The organism is Hyphomonas sp. UBA3195, assembly GCF_002366485.1.
GTDB lineage: Bacteria > Pseudomonadota > Alphaproteobacteria > Caulobacterales > Hyphomonadaceae > Hyphomonas.
Genome location: NZ_DEXB01000045.1, coordinates 24813 through 41854 on the forward strand (window position 1 = coordinate 24813; position 17042 = coordinate 41854).

At 58.6% G+C, this 17042-nt stretch carries 19 protein-coding genes; 14 read left to right on the forward strand and 5 right to left on the reverse strand.

Annotated elements, in window-relative coordinates; genetic code table 11:
• Nucleotides 1-7: 7 nt before the first annotated feature.
• The 3 genes from B2344_RS13295 to B2344_RS13305 are packed head-to-tail and all read left to right on the forward strand — an operon-like array spanning nt 8 to nt 2015.
• Nucleotides 8-1171, forward strand: a complete 1164-nt coding sequence (locus tag B2344_RS13295; RefSeq protein WP_290485381.1) for a GNAT family N-acetyltransferase — start codon at nt 8-10, stop codon at nt 1169-1171.
• Nucleotides 1168-1584, forward strand: a complete 417-nt coding sequence (locus B2344_RS13300) for a hypothetical protein (protein WP_290482992.1) — start codon at nt 1168-1170, stop codon at nt 1582-1584. Before B2344_RS13295 ends, B2344_RS13300 begins: the two co-directional genes overlap by 4 nt.
• Nucleotides 1581-2015, forward strand: a complete 435-nt coding sequence (locus tag B2344_RS13305) for an HIT family protein (protein ID WP_290482991.1) — start codon at nt 1581-1583, stop codon at nt 2013-2015. The genes B2344_RS13300 and B2344_RS13305 overlap by 4 nt, the downstream gene beginning before the upstream one ends.
• Before the next feature lie 3 nt (nt 2016-2018).
• Here the strand turns inward: B2344_RS13305 and gatB are convergent, their stop codons facing one another.
• Complete coding sequence (gene gatB / locus B2344_RS13310) at nt 2019-3530, reverse strand: Asp-tRNA(Asn)/Glu-tRNA(Gln) amidotransferase subunit GatB (protein WP_206993041.1); 1512 nt, start codon at nt 3528-3530, stop codon at nt 2019-2021.
• 153 nt (nt 3531-3683) lie between these two features.
• Between gatB and B2344_RS13315 the strand changes: the two genes are divergently transcribed.
• Nucleotides 3684-4067 (forward strand): hypothetical protein, encoded by a 384-nt coding sequence (locus B2344_RS13315; RefSeq protein WP_290482990.1) that lies wholly within the window; start codon nt 3684-3686, stop codon nt 4065-4067.
• A 3-nt stretch (nt 4068-4070) separates the two neighbouring features.
• Here B2344_RS13315 and B2344_RS13320 read toward each other — a convergent pair whose 3' ends face one another.
• Together B2344_RS13320 and gatA are read right to left on the reverse strand one after the other, a co-directional pair.
• Nucleotides 4071-4541 (reverse strand): hypothetical protein, encoded by a 471-nt coding sequence (locus B2344_RS13320; RefSeq protein ID WP_290482989.1) that lies wholly within the window; start codon nt 4539-4541, stop codon nt 4071-4073.
• Between the two features lie 10 nt (nt 4542-4551).
• Nucleotides 4552-6024 carry an Asp-tRNA(Asn)/Glu-tRNA(Gln) amidotransferase subunit GatA gene (gene gatA / locus B2344_RS13325; protein ID WP_290485382.1) on the reverse strand — a complete coding sequence of 491 codons (1473 nt, stop codon included), beginning with the start codon at nt 6022-6024 and terminating at the stop codon, nt 4552-4554.
• 136 nt (nt 6025-6160) lie between these two features.
• Here gatA and B2344_RS13330 point away from each other — a divergent pair, with 136 nt between their 5' ends.
• Together B2344_RS13330 and B2344_RS13335 are read left to right on the forward strand one after the other, a co-directional pair.
• Complete coding sequence (locus tag B2344_RS13330; RefSeq protein WP_290482987.1) at nt 6161-6619, forward strand: DUF6491 family protein; 459 nt, start codon at nt 6161-6163, stop codon at nt 6617-6619.
• Between the two features lie 27 nt (nt 6620-6646).
• The gene (locus B2344_RS13335; RefSeq protein WP_206993036.1) at nt 6647-7036 is read left to right on the forward strand and encodes an SET domain-containing protein; all 390 of its coding nucleotides are present in this window, start codon (nt 6647-6649) and stop codon (nt 7034-7036) included.
• A gap of 3 nt (nt 7037-7039) precedes the next feature.
• Here B2344_RS13335 and B2344_RS16035 read toward each other — a convergent pair whose 3' ends face one another.
• A complete protein-coding gene (locus B2344_RS16035; protein ID WP_414651738.1) occupies nt 7040-7408 on the reverse strand; it encodes a thiol-disulfide oxidoreductase DCC family protein in 369 nt (122 codons plus the stop codon).
• A 48-nt stretch (nt 7409-7456) separates the two neighbouring features.
• Nucleotides 7457-7744 carry an Asp-tRNA(Asn)/Glu-tRNA(Gln) amidotransferase subunit GatC gene (gatC, locus tag B2344_RS13340; RefSeq protein ID WP_206993034.1) on the reverse strand — a complete coding sequence of 96 codons (288 nt, stop codon included), beginning with the start codon at nt 7742-7744 and terminating at the stop codon, nt 7457-7459.
• Nucleotides 7745-7824: 80 nt separating this feature from the next.
• Here gatC and ruvX point away from each other — a divergent pair, with 80 nt between their 5' ends.
• From ruvX to B2344_RS13380, 8 genes are all read left to right on the forward strand, one after another.
• Nucleotides 7825-8280: a Holliday junction resolvase RuvX gene (ruvX, locus tag B2344_RS13345; protein ID WP_206993033.1), complete on the forward strand. Its 456-nt coding sequence runs from the start codon at nt 7825-7827 to the stop codon at nt 8278-8280.
• Nucleotides 8280-9194 (forward strand): AEC family transporter, encoded by a 915-nt coding sequence (locus tag B2344_RS13350; RefSeq protein ID WP_290485383.1) that lies wholly within the window; start codon nt 8280-8282, stop codon nt 9192-9194. Before ruvX ends, B2344_RS13350 begins: the two co-directional genes overlap by 1 nt.
• Before the next feature lie 56 nt (nt 9195-9250).
• Nucleotides 9251-10198 (forward strand): aspartate carbamoyltransferase catalytic subunit, encoded by a 948-nt coding sequence (locus B2344_RS13355; RefSeq protein ID WP_290479142.1) that lies wholly within the window; start codon nt 9251-9253, stop codon nt 10196-10198.
• Entirely contained in the window at nt 10195-11475 is a 1281-nt protein-coding gene (gene pyrC / locus B2344_RS13360) for a dihydroorotase (protein WP_290485384.1), read from the forward strand. Before B2344_RS13355 ends, pyrC begins: the two co-directional genes overlap by 4 nt.
• 68 nt (nt 11476-11543) lie before the next feature.
• Nucleotides 11544-12164 (forward strand): glycerol-3-phosphate 1-O-acyltransferase PlsY, encoded by a 621-nt coding sequence (gene plsY / locus B2344_RS13365; RefSeq protein WP_290479144.1) that lies wholly within the window; start codon nt 11544-11546, stop codon nt 12162-12164.
• Nucleotides 12161-13267, forward strand: a complete 1107-nt coding sequence (gene dprA, locus B2344_RS13370) for a DNA-processing protein DprA (RefSeq protein ID WP_290482984.1) — start codon at nt 12161-12163, stop codon at nt 13265-13267. Before plsY ends, dprA begins: the two co-directional genes overlap by 4 nt.
• Nucleotides 13268-13437: 170 nt before the next feature.
• Nucleotides 13438-15624: an LPS-assembly protein LptD gene (locus B2344_RS13375; protein ID WP_206993027.1), complete on the forward strand. Its 2187-nt coding sequence runs from the start codon at nt 13438-13440 to the stop codon at nt 15622-15624.
• Between the two features lie 160 nt (nt 15625-15784).
• Nucleotides 15785-17029 (forward strand): peptidylprolyl isomerase, encoded by a 1245-nt coding sequence (locus tag B2344_RS13380; protein WP_206993026.1) that lies wholly within the window; start codon nt 15785-15787, stop codon nt 17027-17029.
• Nucleotides 17030-17042: the final 13 nt, after the last annotated feature.

Here is a 17042-nt window from a genome sequence, read left to right on the forward strand (position 1 = left end):
TCAGAGCATGGATGACACCGCGCTGAAATTGAGTTTTGCCTCAGCCATGGCGGAGGTCGATCCGGAGGAATGGAACGCGGTCGCCAATCCAGCCGGGGTACGCTTCGATCCCTTTCTGAAATGGGAATTCCTGGACGCGATGGAAACGTCTGGCGCGGCCACTCCAAATACGGGCTGGATGCCGCGTCATGTATTGATCCGCGACGCAACTGGCCGACTCAAGGCTGCGATGCCGCTCTATGGCAAAACCCACTCACGCGGCGAATTCGTCTTCGACCAATCCTGGGCCGACGCCTATGAGCGCGCAGGCGGAGCCTATTATCCCAAACTGCTTGGGGCCGTGCCCTTCACGCCGGTAACCGGTCGTCGCCTGCTTGTGCGTCCGGGCCCCGATGAAATACGCCTGCAGACGGCGCTCCTGTCCGGCGCGATCCAACTGGCCGAGCAGAACGAGCTATCTTCATTGCACATCAATTTCGCTTCACCGGCAGAAGCCACAATGCTGTCGGAGGCGGGCCTGCTGTTGCGCACCGACCAGCAATTCCACTGGCAGAACCGCGACTATGGCTCGTTCGATGATTTCCTTGCCGACCTCTCCTCGTCCAAGCGAAAGAATCTTCGGAAGGAACGCGCAAAGGCGCAGGAAGGATTGGACTTTGTCCACCTGCGGGGCGACGACATTACCGAAGCTCATCTCGATGCGTTCTACATATTCTACATGGACACGGGCACGCGCAAATGGGGCTCGCCCTATCTGACCCGAGACACTTTCTCACTCTTGCGAGAACGGATGGCCGACGATCTCCTCTTTATCTTCGCCATGTCAGACGGAGCGCCGATTGCCGGTGCCATGAATCTAATCGGCTCCGACACACTCTATGGCCGCTACTGGGGGTGTACCGAGCACAGATCAATGCTGCACTTCGAGACCTGCTACTATCAGGCCATCGACTACGCCATCGAGCGCAAGCTGGCTTTCGTCGAAGCAGGTGCTCAGGGCGGACACAAGCTGGCCCGTGGCTATACGCCCGTCACCACCCATTCCACCCACTGGATAGCCCATCCCGGCCTTCGCCACGCCATAGCCGACTATCTGGAGCGCGAACGCGAAGCGGTAGAATCCGACATGGGCTATCTCACCGAACGAACACCCTTTAAGAAGGGCGAATGAGCGAGTCTGCCGTCCTCAGGAACTATGGCCGGGTCGAAGAGGCCCTCATCGTCTGTGCAGCGTTGCAGTATGCAGGGTTCGACGCCTCTATCGACAACTACAATCATGCGACCGTGAACTGGCTGTTGGTTCCGGCCCTTGGGGGAATCCCTGTCCGGCTTCCGACATCGCAACTGGAAGACGCGAAGGCATATCTCCGGGAAATGGTCGAAACCGCGGAGGACCGTCTCGTAGAAGCGACGGGGGAAGCCCCGGATCCGGTACGGAGAAAATATTGGCGCGCCTGGGCTGTGGCCGCCTTGTTCATGCTCGACTGGCTCTCGTTATTTGTCCTGTGGCGCTTCCTGAGAGCCACATTTCTGAAACTACGGCATCCCTCCCCACACAAACTAGAAAGTTCGTCCTCGTCATGACTCTTCACGCTGCCTACGATCCCGACAATATCTTCGCCAAGATCCTGCGCGGTGAAATGCCCGCCGTCAAAGTCTATGAGGATGACGCTGCACTCGCTTTCATGGACGTGTTCCCCCAGAGCGAAGGTCACACGCTCGTCGTGCCGAAGGGCGTGGAAGCGCGCAACCTGCTCGACATGCACGTCGACAAGCTCGGCCCCTATATGGCAGCTGTGCAGAAAGTGGCGCAGGCTGTCGAAGCTGCCTTGACGCCCGATGGCTTGGTCGTGACCCAGTTCAATGGCGCCCCCGCCGGACAAACTGTCTACCATTTGCACTTTCACATCATTCCGCGCTGGAAGGATGTGGCGCTCGGGCGGCATGGCTCGGGCGAAATGGCAGATACAGCTAAACTCGGCGTGCTGGCCGATCGCATCAAGTCCAAGCTCTAGGGGTTAGAGCCCCAGCTTCGCTTTCAGGATATCGTTGACGGCTTTCGGATTGGCCTTGCCACCGGAAGCCTTCATCACCTGGCCCACGAACCAGCCCATCGTCTTGGGCTTTTCCTTGATCTGCGCGACCTGGTCCGGATTGGCAGCCATGATGTCGTCGACGATCTTCTCGATCGCGCCGGTATCGGTTACCTGTTTCAGGCCGTGCTTTTCGACAATGTCAGAAGCTTCGCCTTCGCCTTCGATCATCCGGGCAAAGACGTCCTTCGCGATCTTTCCACTGATCGTGTCATTGGCGATCAGTTCGATCAGGCCGCCGAGGCTGGAGGCAGATACGGGGCTGTCGGCCAGCTCAATGTCCTGCTTGTTGAGATAGCCGAACAATTCCTGCGTCACCCAGTTCGCCGCAAGTTTCGGATCGCGGCCTTTGGCAACGTCCTCGAAGAAGCTGGCTTTTTCGGCGTCGGCGCTGAGGACACCCGCATCATAGCGTGACAGCCCATAATCGGTTTCAAAGCGGGCGCGCTTCTCGTCTGGCAGTTCCGGCAGGGTCGCACGGATTTCCTCGATCCAGGCCTGCTCGACTTCCAGCGGCAACAGATCCGGGTCCGGGAAATAGCGGTAATCATGCGCGTCTTCCTTGGAACGCATGGAGCGCGTCTCGACCTTCACCGGATCGAACAGGCGCGTTTCCTGGTCGATGGAGCCGCCATCCTCAAGGATCTCGATCTGGCGGCGCGCTTCATACTCGATGGCCTGCTGGATGAAGCGGAACGAGTTCATGTTCTTGAGTTCACAGCGCGTGCCGAGATGGCTGAAATCGCCGGTCTCGCGGAATTTCTCATACTGGCCCGGACGGCAGACCGACACGTTCACATCGGCGCGGAGATTGCCCTTCTCCATGTCGCCATCACAGGTGCCGAGCGCGATCACGATGGCGCGCAGCTTCTTCACATAGGCGGCCGCTTCGGCAGGTGTGCGGATGTCCGGCATGGACACGATTTCCATCAGCGCGACGCCGGACCGGTTCAGGTCCACATAGGTCGAGTTCGGGTCCATGTCGTGAATCGACTTGCCAGCATCCTGTTCCAGATGGAGCCGCTCAATGCGGCACGGGAAAGCATAGGCATCGCCGCCATGCGCGGGCTCGACATCCACCTCGATTTCGCCTTCACCGACAATCGGGTGCGCGAACTGGCTGATCTGATAGCCCTGCGGCAGGTCGGGATAGAAATAATTCTTCCGGTCGAAGCGGGAATAGGTGTTGATCTGCGCCTTCAGGCCGAGGCCGGTACGGATAGCCTGCTCGACGCAATACTTGTTGATCACGGGCAGCATGCCGGGCATTGCCGCATCGACCAGCGACACATTGCAGTTGGGGTCCGCACCAAACGCCGTGGACGCGCCAGAAAACAGCTTCGCATTGGACGAGACCTGAGCATGGACTTCGAGGCCCATGACCAGTTCCCAATCGCCGGTTTCGCCCTTGATGACATATGGTGTGCGCGCGGACATAGTGTTCCCTGCTGGCAGTATGATTTGGCGCTGTTCTAGCCGCCGGAGCGGCGCACTGTCGAGCCGTCAATACCATTCGATAGGCGCCAACCCTTCCAATTTTCGGGATATGGGCGAATAATTCCGCTCGTGGAGGAAAAAGGGAGTGCCGGAATGATTTTCAAGATGATGATGGATGCCTCGGGCGAGGATGAAAAGCCGGTGGTTCGCGGCTTTCTCAAACATCTTGTCTTGGGATTCGCCGGCGGCGTGGCTGTGGGCTCCATCCTGCTGGGCGGCATGTTGCTATCTCTCCAGGATATGGACCTTGACATGCCCCTGTTATGGATTTTCGCGATGATGCTGCAATGCGGCCCCGTAGGCGGCCTGATCGGGGTTGGCATCTACTTGTCGCGGGTCATACAGCGGGATTCTGATGAGGATGATGACGACAAACCAGGTCCCGGCGGTAATGCGCCGGAAGAAGTAGAATTTGACCAGGTTGTCATTCGGCCAAACAGCAAGTCCGGCGGAGCACTCAAGCCATCCAAGGCCTGAGGCCTAATCAAGCTTGCCTGACTCTTTTGCCCGCCGCACCCGCTCGGCACGCGCGGCCATGCGGTCCTTGATGGGGGCCGATTGGGCAACACGGACAGGACCTTCGCTTTCGGCCGCTGGTTCAGGTTCTGGGGTGTCTTCCAGCTTTCCTTCCTCGACCAGTTTCTTGCGCCGTGCGGCAACCCGTGCTTCGCGCGCCGTCTGCGCGGCGCTCTTGCCGCCAAACAGGCCGGACAGCTTTGACTTTCCGGCACCGCCCGGCTGGGGGTGGTCCTCTAGTCGCCGCTTTCTGCGTGCGATGATTCGGGAAATTCGAAACGAGACGTAGCCAGCCACGAGGAATGCCACGAGCAGCATGGACCGCATTTCCGGGGCAAACAGGCTGTAGCCATATTGCGCCATCATCGCCGCCATCAGGGCGAGGCAGAAGACAAGCAGGACAGCAAAGAGAAGGAGAAAACGGGTGATGTTCATGCCCCCGAACCTACCACCACTTCTCCGCCTTGGCCACGAAACCTGCTGCGCGTTCCAGTTCGCCGCCGACGCGGAAACAGGCCGTCTCGTCGAGCGCCTTGCCGATTACCTGTAGACCGAGGGGCAGGCCGCTTGAGGACAGGCCAGCGGGCACGGAGATGCCCGGCAGGCCGGCAAGGTTGGCCGTCACCGTGAACACGTCATTGAGATACATCTCGACCGGATCGCCGCTTTTCTCGCCAAACGCAAAGGCCGGGCTCGGACAGGTCGGCGTCAGTACGGCATCACAGCTCTCGAACGCCTCAATAAAATCATTGAGGATCTTGGTGCGAACTTTCTGGGCACGCAGGTAATAGGCATCGTAATAGCCGGACGAAAGAACATAAGTGCCAATCATCAGGCGGCGCTGGACTTCAGCTCCAAAACCGCCAGCCCGCGTGTCTTCATAGGTCGCGGTCAGGTTCTCCCCGGCTACGCGCGCGCCATAACGCATACCATCATATCGAGCGAGGTTTGAGGATGCCTCAGCAGGCGCAACGATATAATAGGCTGGCAGCGCATACTTCGTGTGCGGCAGACTGATATCGACGATTTCGGCGCCTGCAGCTTTCAGCCAGGCAATGCCTTGCCCCCAGAGCTTGTCGATCTCGTCGGACATGCCCTCCATCCGGTATTCTTTCGGAATACCGATCCGCATGCCCTTTACGCCCTTGGACACATCGCTGCGCCAGTCTGGCGTTTCGACGCTCAATGAGGTCGAATCCTTGGGGTCGTGACTGCACATGGCTTCCAGCAGGATGGCGCTATCCTCGACCGTCTTGGAGATCGGGCCAGCCTGATCGAGCGAAGAGGCAAACGCGACCATGCCATAGCGGCTGGCGCGGCCATAGGTTGGCTTGATACCGACCGTACCTGTGAAGGCGGCTGGCTGGCGGATAGACCCGCCCGTGTCGGAAGCTGTCGCCGCGAGACAAAGGTCTGCTGCAACGGATGCTGCCGACCCACCTGACGAGCCGCCGGGTGTCAGGCCTTGATTGTCGCCCTTGCGGCGCCACGGGTTGATGACATTCCCAAACCGCGAGGTCTCGTTGGAGGAACCCATGGCGAATTCGTCCATGTTGAGCTTGCCCAGCATGACTGCGCCTTCATCCCAGAGGTTCTGGGTGACGGTGGATTCATAGGTTGGGGTGAACTCACCCAGGATGTTGCTGCACGCCGTCGTGCGCACACCCTTGGTGCAATACAGATCCTTGATCCCCAGCGGGGCGCCTTCCAGCTTGCCGCCCTCGCCCTTGGCCAGTCTCGCATCGGACGCGTCCGCCATGGCGAGCGCCTTTTCCGGCGTTTCGACCACATAGGCATTCAGCGTCCGCGCGCCTTCAATGGCGTCGACGAATTGCTGGGTGATCTCGCGCGAAGAAAACTCCTTGGCTTTCAAGCCATCAAGCGCTGCGGCGAGGGTAAGTTTGGTCAGTTCGGTCATCGGACATCCTGAGAAGAAATCTGCCCGCCTGCTATGACGGCTTGGCACAAAAGTTCAAGCCTTCGTGAGCCTTCTTGTCAGTTGCGCGAGAGTGGCGCAGGCTCGGTTCCAACGCCAAATTCAACGGAGACCCATCATGCGTACCCTCATGCTCAGCCTTGCTGCCCCCGTTATCCTGGCGGCCTGCGCCACTTCAGAGACACAAGAGGACCGACCACGCGGCGTCGAGCGCTATGCCGACGATCCACGACTGGGCGAAGAGGTGAGCAGCATCTGCTTTGCATCCACCATTGATGGTTTTGGCGAAACAACACGGGACACAGTTGTGGTGCGTGACGGGCGCGACCATTTCCTGATTGAAGTGTTTGGCGCGTGTACGCCGCTGGATGATGCAATGCGGATCGGAATGGACGCGACCGGCAGCTGCTTGCGAAAGCATGACGCGCTAATCGTGTCCGACTCCATTTCTGATTTCGCAGAGACCACGCCCTTTTCCAAGCAAAGATGCCTGGTGAATGGAATCTATGCATGGGACCCAGAGGCAAAGGCGGAAGAATCCGAAGAAGAATCTGGCGAGGAAGACGCTGAATCCTGATGGCGGCGGCTTCGGCATGTGGTAATCATGCCTATGGAAAAAACCGGATACGCCTCACCCGTTGAGGTTCGCCAATCTCCCTTTCACGGTCGTGGCCTGTTCGCGGCCGTTTCCTTTGAAGCGGGCGACCTGATCGCAACCTATCCCCTCCTGGTCCTCAGCCAGGATGACACCGCCGCCATTCGCGGCACCCAGATCCATCATTACGTCTTCTACGTGGATGAAAATGAACAAGGAAAAATGCGCGCCGCGGTCGCATTCGGCCTGATCTCGATGTGCAATCACAGTGTCGAAGCCAATGCGGATTTTACCGTCGACCCGGCTGCACAAACTGTGACGCTAAGTGCCCGCACCCCCATCCTTGCCGATGCAGAAATCCTGATCGACTACGAAGAATTCGCTGACCAGATTATCTGATCGCTACCAGCGGCCAGACATCCGATTCCAGCGCCACAGAAGGTGGGCGGTCACATGATACAGGCTGCGGGATACCAGATTCAGCCCAGGCAGATTGCCCAGCCAGGCCAACCATCCATAGCCGGGCGTCCGCTGCCATATCTCAGCGACCGCTGGCCATCCTTTAACCGCGTGACCATCCGGCAAGACAGCATGCAGTTTCAGGCGAACGTCGTTAAGGGAAATGCCCCGATCGCGAAAACGATCAGGTGTTTGAGAAACATCTACATAATCGACAAGGTCTGAACCTGTTCGGGTTCGCCGTTCGAAATGGCAAATTCCCTCCCGACAGACAGGACACACACTGTTGTAGAGAACTGTCAGCCGTTCCATAAGCGCGTTGTACAGCACTTATGGCACGATGGCACTGCGGCGGCTGGCTTATTCCACGGCCTTGGGCACAACGAAGAAACCATCTTCGGTGCGCGGTGCGTTTGCCAGAACCTGATCCTGGATATCGCCATCTGTGACGACATCTTCACGCATGGGCAGCGTCGTCTCAACCACGGAGGTCATCGGTTCCACGCCGTCAATATCAACCTCGTTCAACTGGTCGATCCAGCTGAGGATGCCATTCAATTCCCCAACCAGTTCCCCGACATGCTGTTCGCTGACGGCAATGCGCGACAGGCGGGCAACCTTGCGGACATCATCCTTGGTAACAGACATGAGCGAACTCCAACGCGTGAAAATGAACCGCCCGAATACGCCATAGGCAACACGGCATCAAGGCGCTATGTGGGCTATTCATGCCCATAACTGATCCTGACCATTTCCCGAAAACCGGCGCCCTGATCGGCATTGATCCCGGGACGAAGACGCTCGGTATCGCGTCGGCGGATGGCCTGCGGATGCTGGCGAGCCCGGTCGAGACCATTCCACGCGGCAAGAAGCTGGCCCCTGTCCTTGATCGCTTGTTCCACCTCTATGATGATCGCGTGGCTGTCGGCATTGTCATGGGACTTCCGCTTAACATGGACGGGTCCGAAGGCCCACGCGCACAATCTGTCCGCGCGCTGGCCTGGCACATCATGAAACGCCGCGACGTGCCAATCCTGTTTCAGGATGAACGGCTCTCAACAGTAGAAGCCGAAAATGCGATGATCGAGGCTGACCTTTCGAGGAAACGACGCGCCGAGCGAATCGATGCCTCAGCTGCTGCGGTAATCCTGAATGACGCCCTTCAAAGACTGGCTCGAACCTGATGTCAGGGTTTCTCTACGCCCTCCTGCCCGTCATCGCGATCGTCACGCTCGGCCATGTCCTGTCTGTCCGCAATTGGATTCCGACCGATAGCTGGCGCGCCATCGAACGCCTTTCCTATGTGGTGCTCTTCCCGGCGCTCATCCTTCGCACCTTGGCCAATGCACCATTCGAAGAAGCGCCCTGGGGACTCGCTGCCGCGCTGATCTTCGCGCAGTTCGCCCTCGGTGGCATAGGATGGCTCGCCCGCTTCCTGCCCAATATGCCTGGCCCGGCCGTCGGCTCTGTCATCCAATCCAATGTTCGCTGGAATACGATGATCGGCCTGTCCATCGGCAGCCTCCTGTTCGGTGAAGAGGGCCTCGCGCTCGTCACCATCGCCGCCGCCGTGATGATTCCCACCGCCAACATTCTATCAGTCTACGCGCTGATCGCACACGCGGATACTCCGCACGGACCAAAGCCCAATCCGTTTATGGCATTGTTCAAGAATCCGATCGTCATCGCGTGCATTGGAGGATTGGCACTGGCGGGCGCTAGCGTCACGCTGCCCCGTCTGCTCGATGACAGCCTCCGCATCCTGGGTGACGCGGCCCTTGCCCTCGGCCTGCTCTCTGCTGGCGCGGGCGTCGATCTGTCCGCCCTGAAGCGCGCCGGCTCCCGCACACTTACATGGTCGCTCGTCAGGCTGCTGGGCCTGCCAGCCTTCGCGGTAGGCTTCTGCCTCCTGCTCGGCGTAACCGGTACACCGCTTGTCATCGCACTGATCTGCGCCGCGACCCCGACAGCGACCAGCTCATATATCCTCGCCAAGGAACTGGGGGGCGATGCGGCACTCTCGGCCAATCTGATCGCCGTTGAAACAGTGCTCGCCATGGTCACGATCCCCATACTGTATCTGCTTCTCACGCTCTGAGCCTCTTGCCCCAACTCCGAAACGCGCCTAAACCGCCAAAAATCGAAAGGGCCTCCATGAGCAAGGCGGCATATCACTACTCCTTCGACCACGAGCATTTGCTGGGCATTGATGGCCTTCACCCGCTCGATCTCACTCATATTCTCGATCTGGCAAACGACTATGCCGAAGCGACACGGACGGGCCAGCGGGCAGATCCGGTCTTGTCTGGAAAGACAGTCGTGAACCTGTTCTTTGAAAATTCCACTCGGACGATGAGCAGTTTCGAGATTGCCGCCCGCCGATTGGGCGCCGACGTCGTATCGATGCCAGTAGCACAGTCTTCCGTGAAGAAGGGTGAGACACTGATCGACACAGCAATGACCCTGAACGCCATGAAACCGGACGTGTTGGTGGTCAGGCACTCGGCCTCGGGCGGCGCAAAGCTGCTCTCCCGCAAGGTCGATTGCGCCGTGATCAATGCCGGGGACGGCACGCATGAACACCCGACTCAGGGCCTGCTCGACACGCTGACCATCCGCCGCAACAAGGGCCGGATCGAAGGGCTCAAAGTCGTCATCTGCGGCGACATTGTCCATTCGCGCGTCGCGCGCTCTACGACGATGGCGCTGCACCTGCTGGGCGCCGAAGTACACCTGTGCGCACCGCGAACACTCATGCCATCGGGCACGGAAACCTGGGGTGCCGCCTCAGCCACATCCGACTTCGACAGAGCCCTTCAAGGCGCAGACGTCGTGATGATGCTGCGCCTCCAACTCGAGCGCATGGATGGCGCGTATCTGCCGAGCCGCCGCGAATACTTCCGCTATTTCGGCCTGACACAGGAACGGCTTGCGCTAGCAAAGGACGACGCGATTGTCATGCATCCCGGCCCGATGAATCGCGGCATCGAGATCGAAAGTGCCATTGCTGATGGTGAGCGCTCGGTGATTACAGAACAGGTGGAAATGGGCGTCGCTGTGCGAGAGGCCGTGCTCCATTTGCTGGCAGGAGGCCGCCCATGAGCCTGTCCATCTTCAACGCGCGCCTATTGGATCCGGCATCCGGACTGGATGAAATCGGCGGCATCCTGATCGAGGATGGTTTCATTACCGCAATTTCGCCAGGCGCTACGGGCGCCGTTGGCAATGCAAATGAAGTCATCGACGCAGGCGGACTTTGTCTCGCACCGGGCCTAATTGATCTGCGTGTGAAAACGGGTGAGCCAGGCGACGAGCAAAAGGAGACGCTCGCAACAGCATCTCGAGCCGCCGTTGCGGGCGGTGTGACCAGTCTCGTCGTCATGCCGGACACCAAGCCAGTCGTGGATGACGTCGCACTGGTCCGTTATATTTCAGATCGTGCCAAAGTCAGCGCGAAAGCCCGCATATACGCCGCCGGCGCACTCACCGTAGGCTTGGAAGGTCACGCCATGGCCGAGATAGGCATGATGGCGGATGCTGGCGCGGTCCTTTTCACCAATGGTGATGCGCCCATCTCAAATCCCTCCATACTCAAACGCGCGATGACTTATGCGGCCAGTCGCGGTGCCATCGTCATGTCTCGCCCGGATGATAGCGCGTTGAAGGGCTCTGGCGTGATGAATGCCGGGGCCTTCGCCGCCCGCAAGGGTCTCGCCGGAATTCCAAAAGAAGCTGAGTGGATCGGCGCGGCGCGCGACCTGATGCTTGCGGAAGCAACTGGCTGCACCCTGATCCTTGATCAAGTATCCACCCCCCGCACACTGGAACTGGTCTCAGATTCCCGCGCCCGGGGCGCCAACGTCTTCACGACCATCGCCGCACATTCGCTTTTCTTCAACGAGATCGACGTTGGCGACTACCTGACCTATTGCAAGGTCAATCCGCCCTTCAGGGACGAGGACACACGTCAGGCCATGATTGCTGCGTTGAAGGCAGGCGAAATCGATTCCGTGGTGTCCGCACACGACCCGCAACCCCCGGAAGAAAAGCGCCTGCCATTTGGTGAGGCGAGCTTTGGCGCGGCAGGCCTCGAGACCACGCTTTCGGCACTACTCAGCCTTGTTCATGATGGCCCGCTCACCCTGCTTGAAGCGCTCGCGCCGATTACCTCCAAGCCGGCGGACATTATCGGGTTGCCTGAAGGGCGACTGGCTGAAGGGGCGCCTGCAGATGTCATTCTGTTTGATCCAAACAAGCCTTGGCTCTGTGAACGTGAACACCTTCTTTCCAGATCAACCAATTCGCCTTTTGATGGGCGGCGCCTGCAAGGCCGTGTGCTGCGGACATTTGTGGGTGGAGTGCAGGTTTTTGAGCGATAGCCCAGACTGGCCTTGCCCACCGCCGGTTCCATTCGTAGAATTTTCAATTGGGAATTGAGGAGATCGACATGACAGCTGAGCTGGCATTCCCCTTGGCCGCACTTTGCGGCTATCTCGCCGGTTCGATCCCGTTTGGCTTGCTCATCACCCGCGCTGCAGGTCTTGGCGATATCCGATCCATTGGCTCCGGCAATATCGGAGCAACAAACGTGTTGCGTACGGGCCGCAAAGACCTCGCGCTTGCGACGCTGCTTCTCGATAGTCTGAAGGCAGGCCTATTGGCGCTAGCATTTGGCATGCTGGCCAGCAGGGAAGTCGGCTTCGTGGCCGGCGCATTCGCCTTTGTCGGCCATTGCTACCCCATATGGCTCGGATTCAAGGGTGGTAAGGGGGTCGCGACCTATGCGGGACTGCTGCCATTCGTGTCCCTGCCCGGTTTCTATATCGCCGCACCGGTTTGGCTCGGCCTGTTTGCAATTACCCGCATTTCTTCTCTCGCCGCGTTGACCGCTGCGACATTGGTGCCGCCCGGCGCATGGCTGCTGGGCGAACGGAACATGTTCATCATTGGCGGGCTCGCGCTGTTGTCGCTCTTCGTGTTCTGGACTCACCGCGCCAATCTGAGCCGCCTATTGAAGGGTGAGGAGCCCAAGTTCGGCTCCAAGAAAACGGTAGACCCGACCACATGAGTCCGGCGCGCGCGCTCAATGATGCAGAACGCCTGGATTGGGTGAGGCTCGCGCGCACCCCGAATATCGGCCCGGTCACTTTCTTCCAGCTGATACGCAAGTTCAAATCAGCGGGCGCAGCGTTGGACGGTCTACCGGAGTTGACCCGGAAGAGCCGCAGAGGCCGTGAACTCGTCCCCCCGGATGTCTCCGATATCAAGCATGAGCTGGACCGGACCCGGAAGTATGGCGCACACATAATCGCAAGCTGCGAACCCGCTTATCCGCCCTTGCTTAAGGCACTCGATCCCCCGCCGCCCGTCCTGACAGCGCTCGGCAAACTCGATCTGGCCGCCAAACCCACAGTGGCCATCGTCGGCGCGCGGAATGCATCCGCCGCCGGACGAAAGCTCGCCCGCGATATGGCTTCCGCGCTTGGCGGCGCCGGGTATGCTACGGTTTCCGGTCTCGCCTTGGGCATAGATGGCGAGGCACATGCCGCCAGCCTGGGCACTGGCACCATTGCTGTGCTGGGCGGTGCGGTGGACCATGTCTACCCGCCCCAGCATGACCGACTCTATGCCGAAATCGCGGCGCAAGGGCTCATCGTATCTGAAAGTCCGTTCGGATATCGCGCCACAGCAAAGGATTTTCCGCGACGCAACCGCATCATCACCGGCTTGTCGCGAGGGGTGGTCGTTGTGGAGGCCGCCGAAAGGTCTGGCTCCCTGATTTCGGCTCGAATGGGGGCAGAGCAAGGCCGTGATGTCATGGCGGTGCCCGGCTCACCGCTAGATCCCAGATCAGCCGGGACAAACCATTTGATCCGGCAAGGCGCGACACTCGTGCGTCATGCCGACGACGTTCTGGAAGTTTTGGAAAGTCTTTCCTTTTCAGGCGTGTCCGCGCCCAGAGAGTTGTTCGAAGGATCGCCAGAGCATGATTTGCCAACCGACTTGATTGAGCGAATCCAGCAAGCTTTGTCGCCCCATCCCATGCCCCTCGATGAAATCGCAAGAGCAGCCGGGGCTACACCGGCCCAATGCGCCGCAGCCTTGATGGAACTGGAGATTGCTGGTGAGGCAATCACCCTTCCCGGTGGTCTGGCATCCCGCGCGGTTTGAACCGAGCTGTGCTGTCAGTGCATCGGCAGAAACATGAAAAATCAGCCGGAATGGTCTCATGGCTGGACGATTCCCGCCTTCCTCTCTAAGCCTCCAAAAGGAAATGAGTGTAGGCGGAACGCGGCGCGCGTTCGGTTCGACGCCCGAAAACAGCTGTAAGGGTACGCGTTTTGGCAAAATGGCATCATGTTGCAGCTGCACTTGGACTGGCGGCTTCTCTTCCTTGGTACGCCATCGCCCAGGAAAACACGGGCGCTCCGCAACCAGCCGAGCAGGATGAGCGGGTCGTTCTCGAAGCCGACTATGTTTACGAAGTTCGAGATGAGAACAAACTTGTTGCCGAGGGCAATGTTGAGGCGCTGTATCAGGGCCGCATCCTGCGCGCTGACAAGATCGTCTACGACCGCACGACCGAGAAAGTCCGGGCCAGTGGCAATGTCATTATCATCGATGAAACCGGCAGCCAGCAATTTGCAGACGAAATCGAGGTCAATTCCAACCTGGAAGACGGCTATGCAATCGGCTTTTCAGCGCGGCTGGATCAGGGCGCAACGGTCGCCGCCAATTCTGCGATCCGGCAGTCAAATGGCGTGAACGCGCTGGACCAGGTGGTGTATACCGCTTGCCCGGTCTGCGAAGAGGACAAGACACCCACTTGGTCCGTCCGCGCCCGCCGGGCTGTCCTTGACCAGGAAAGCCAGATGATCTCGTATCGCGATGCCGTGATCGAAGTCGCCGGCATTCCTGTGTTTTATTTTCCGTTTCTGGCTCACCCCGATCCGTCATCTGACCGACGGTCGGGTCTCTTGATCCCCTCTGCCGGTAACTCGTCCAAACTCGGCTGGTTCTACCAACAGCCCTATTACTGGGCCATTTCGGATTCGTCCGAGCTGACGATCTCGCCCATGGTCACGCAAAATGTGAACCCCATGCTGGAACTTGATTACCGCAAGAAATTCTATTCTGGCGCGATCAACATCAATACGAGTTTTACCAGCGAACAGAATTTCGACAGTGACGGCGAACTTTTCGGAGAAGAAAAACTACGCGGACACGTTTATGGAAGCGGTCTGTTTGCTATCAACAACCAATGGAAATGGGGCTTTGGTGTCGAGCATCAGACAGATGACCTCTATGATCGCCGATACGATCTGGACGGGCAAGATGAACAGCGCGGCCTCTATGCCAGCCAGCCCCGCCGCCTCCTGACGCAATTGTTCGCCATCGGCCAGGGCGACGACTATTACACTGACGTCGCCCTGTTGAAGTTCCAGGGACTGCGCGAGAATGACGACGATGGCGAATTGCCCACCGCCCTACCTGTGTTCTATGGCGAGAAGTATTGGGACCTTGGCAATATGGGCTTTGCCAGCGTCAACGCGTCGAGTGCCATCCTTAGTCGGGATTTGGGGGAAGACAGTCACCGGGTCAGCGTTGGCGCGGACTGGACCGATCTCAACATCTTGCCGGGCGGCTTCACATTCGAGCAATTTGCCGAAGTTCGTGCCGATTATTACGGTTTGGACGAAGACGTTTCCGGTGAGGAAAGCGTCTCCCGCGCCGTTGGCAATATCGGGGGCAAGCTGGCTTATCCCATGATCCGGCCCGGGAAAGTCATTGATATCATGGTCGAACCGGCGGTCATGGCGGCGTGGGGCCTCTCCAACGTCAATGATGACGCCATCCCGAACGAAGACAGCCTGCTTTACGAGGCCGACGAAGCCTCGCTGTTCGATGCCAACGGCTTTGGTGCCTTCGATCTCTATGAAGGGGATGGAAAGCTCGCGGCGGGGATCACTACTCGCGCGGTTTGGAAAAGCGGTCCCAGCCTCAGCGCAACGGTCGGTAAACGATGGCGGTCCAGACCAGATAATGCGTTTGATCCGGTGAGCAATCTTGATGGGACATCATCGGATTGGATCATCGCTACGACGGCAGATCTGGGCGAATTGTTACGTGTGGATGCACGAGCTCGCCTGGATGAAGACGGGTTCAGCCTGAATAGGATCGACGCGAAATTATCTTCATCTTACAAACGGTTCCGCGCTATTGCGCAGTACTACAAAGTTGACGAGCGGATCGCAATCGTGGGCGGTGGAGACGAAGGCGTATTGCTACGCGGCGACATCAAGGTGACCAGCCAGTACTCGGTCTTCTTCGGTCAATTGAGAGATATCCAATCCAATTTGAATGCTCGGCAGGAATACGGCATCGCCTTCGAAGATGAGTGCTCGCGGTTTGAACTGGTCTATATGCGGTCGGAATTGCAGGATCGTACGCTGGGACCGGAAGAAAACATCCAGATTCGATTCTCGCTCAAGACCATCGGCGACTTCGGCTCCAGCGAGTTCGATTGATTCGGGGTATGAGGGCGCGATATTGCCCGATGTCATATCCTAAATTTCCGTAAGAATTCAGGGATGACTGCCCTGATGCGTTGCGCGCGATTGCAGGACTTGTATGGTCCGGCAGTATAATTGCCACGGGGCCCGGCTGGGCACTCAATGGAGGCCATTCATGGTTCGTCAGATTTTCGCAGCTGTCCTTCTTGCAGCCATGCCTGTTGGCCTTGTTGCAGCAGCGCAGGAAGCAAGCGCACCAGAACGGTTGGCGCTGGAAGGTGTCGCCGCCATCGTAAATGACCAACCTATTTCCTATTCAGATGTTCGCCAGCGCGCACGACTACTGCTGCTCAGCCTCGGTGGTCAGCAGCCGTCCCAGGAACAGATTCAGCAGATCACAGGTCAGGCTCTTGAACAGCTGATCGATGAGCGCCTCCAGCTGGAGAAAGCCGCCGAATTCGAAATGGAAATTGCGCCGGAAGAGATCAACGGGGCCGTAGACGACATGGCGCGCCAGTCCGGCGCAACGGGTGATCAGCTGAAGCAACAATTGCTGGCGGCTGGCGTGAACCCCACCAGTCTTGAAGAGCAGATGCGTGCCGAGATCGCCTGGAGCCGCGTGATGAGCGGATTGTACGGCTCACGTATCCGCATTTCGGACAACCAGGTGGAAGACCAGCTTAACCGCGTGCGCAGCTCCCTGCAGCAGACCCAGTATCGTGTTTCCGAAATCTTTCTCTACGCACCGGATCCGGAAACCAAGGATCAAGCCCTGCAAGCCTCCAGTTCGATTATCGAGCAGTTGAATCAAGGCGCCGATTTTCGCATAGCGGCACAGCGTATCTCTTCTGCGCCAACTTCGGCCACAGGGGGAGATATGGGGTGGATCACAATAGGTGACCTTGACCCTGTGCTCGCACAAGCCGTCGAAGACTCAGCTGGACCCGGCATCGTCGGTCCGCTCGCAGTCGAAAATGGAATTTACATTCTGAATATTGCCAGCAAACGTGAGCCAGCCAAACTGACAACCAAGGTCGACCTTATTCGCCTGCAAGTGACAGATGGCGATGAAGCCGTCCTCACAGAAGCCATGGAAGCCATCTCCAGCTGTGATGATGTTCAAAGCGTTTCCAATTCGAAATCGAACTTGCGGCATGCTGACCTGACAGACATAAACGTCGACGAGCTGGGCACTGAGGGCAAGGACCTCGTGCTTGCGGCAGACGTTGGCCAGCCCACAGAAATCTTTGCCGCCGGTAGCGGCCTTGCAGTCATGTATGTCTGCCGCCGTGAGGATGGTGCCGAAGCCCTGCCATCGCGCGATGACCTCAAGAGCCGCCTGAAAGATCAGGAACTCAGCATGATTTCGGAGCGAGAGCTGCGCGACATGCGCCGCGAAGCGACGATTATCTATCGCTAGGCCTTGCATGGCG

What these genes read in the sequence shown, in the direction of transcription:
- B2344_RS13330 (WP_290482987.1), top strand. Translation starts at nt 6,161, where the DNA reads ATGCGTACCCTCATGCTCAGCCTTGCTGCCCCCGTTATCCTGGCGGCC.
- B2344_RS13350 (WP_290485383.1), top strand. Translation starts at nt 8,280, where the DNA reads ATGTCAGGGTTTCTCTACGCCCTCCTGCCCGTCATCGCGATCGTCACG.
- dprA (WP_290482984.1), top strand. Translation starts at nt 12,161, where the DNA reads ATGAGTCCGGCGCGCGCGCTCAATGATGCAGAACGCCTGGATTGGGTG.
- ruvX (WP_206993033.1), top strand. Translation starts at nt 7,825, where the DNA reads ATGCCCATAACTGATCCTGACCATTTCCCGAAAACCGGCGCCCTGATC.
- B2344_RS13335 (WP_206993036.1), top strand. Translation starts at nt 6,647, where the DNA reads ATGCCTATGGAAAAAACCGGATACGCCTCACCCGTTGAGGTTCGCCAA.
- B2344_RS13295 (WP_290485381.1), top strand. Translation starts at nt 8, where the DNA reads ATGGATGACACCGCGCTGAAATTGAGTTTTGCCTCAGCCATGGCGGAG.
- gatB (WP_206993041.1), bottom strand. Translation starts at nt 3,530, where the DNA reads ATGTCCGCGCGCACACCATATGTCATCAAGGGCGAAACCGGCGATTGG.
- B2344_RS13305 (WP_290482991.1), top strand. Translation starts at nt 1,581, where the DNA reads ATGACTCTTCACGCTGCCTACGATCCCGACAATATCTTCGCCAAGATC.
- gatA (WP_290485382.1), bottom strand. Translation starts at nt 6,024, where the DNA reads ATGACCGAACTGACCAAACTTACCCTCGCCGCAGCGCTTGATGGCTTG.
- B2344_RS13320 (WP_290482989.1), bottom strand. Translation starts at nt 4,541, where the DNA reads ATGAACATCACCCGTTTTCTCCTTCTCTTTGCTGTCCTGCTTGTCTTC.
- B2344_RS13300 (WP_290482992.1), top strand. Translation starts at nt 1,168, where the DNA reads ATGAGCGAGTCTGCCGTCCTCAGGAACTATGGCCGGGTCGAAGAGGCC.
- B2344_RS13315 (WP_290482990.1), top strand. Translation starts at nt 3,684, where the DNA reads ATGATTTTCAAGATGATGATGGATGCCTCGGGCGAGGATGAAAAGCCG.
- B2344_RS16035 (WP_414651738.1), bottom strand. Translation starts at nt 7,408, where the DNA reads ATGGAACGGCTGACAGTTCTCTACAACAGTGTGTGTCCTGTCTGTCGG.
- gatC (WP_206993034.1), bottom strand. Translation starts at nt 7,744, where the DNA reads ATGTCTGTTACCAAGGATGATGTCCGCAAGGTTGCCCGCCTGTCGCGC.
- B2344_RS13380 (WP_206993026.1), top strand. Translation starts at nt 15,785, where the DNA reads ATGGTTCGTCAGATTTTCGCAGCTGTCCTTCTTGCAGCCATGCCTGTT.
- plsY (WP_290479144.1), top strand. Translation starts at nt 11,544, where the DNA reads ATGACAGCTGAGCTGGCATTCCCCTTGGCCGCACTTTGCGGCTATCTC.
- pyrC (WP_290485384.1), top strand. Translation starts at nt 10,195, where the DNA reads ATGAGCCTGTCCATCTTCAACGCGCGCCTATTGGATCCGGCATCCGGA.
- B2344_RS13355 (WP_290479142.1), top strand. Translation starts at nt 9,251, where the DNA reads ATGAGCAAGGCGGCATATCACTACTCCTTCGACCACGAGCATTTGCTG.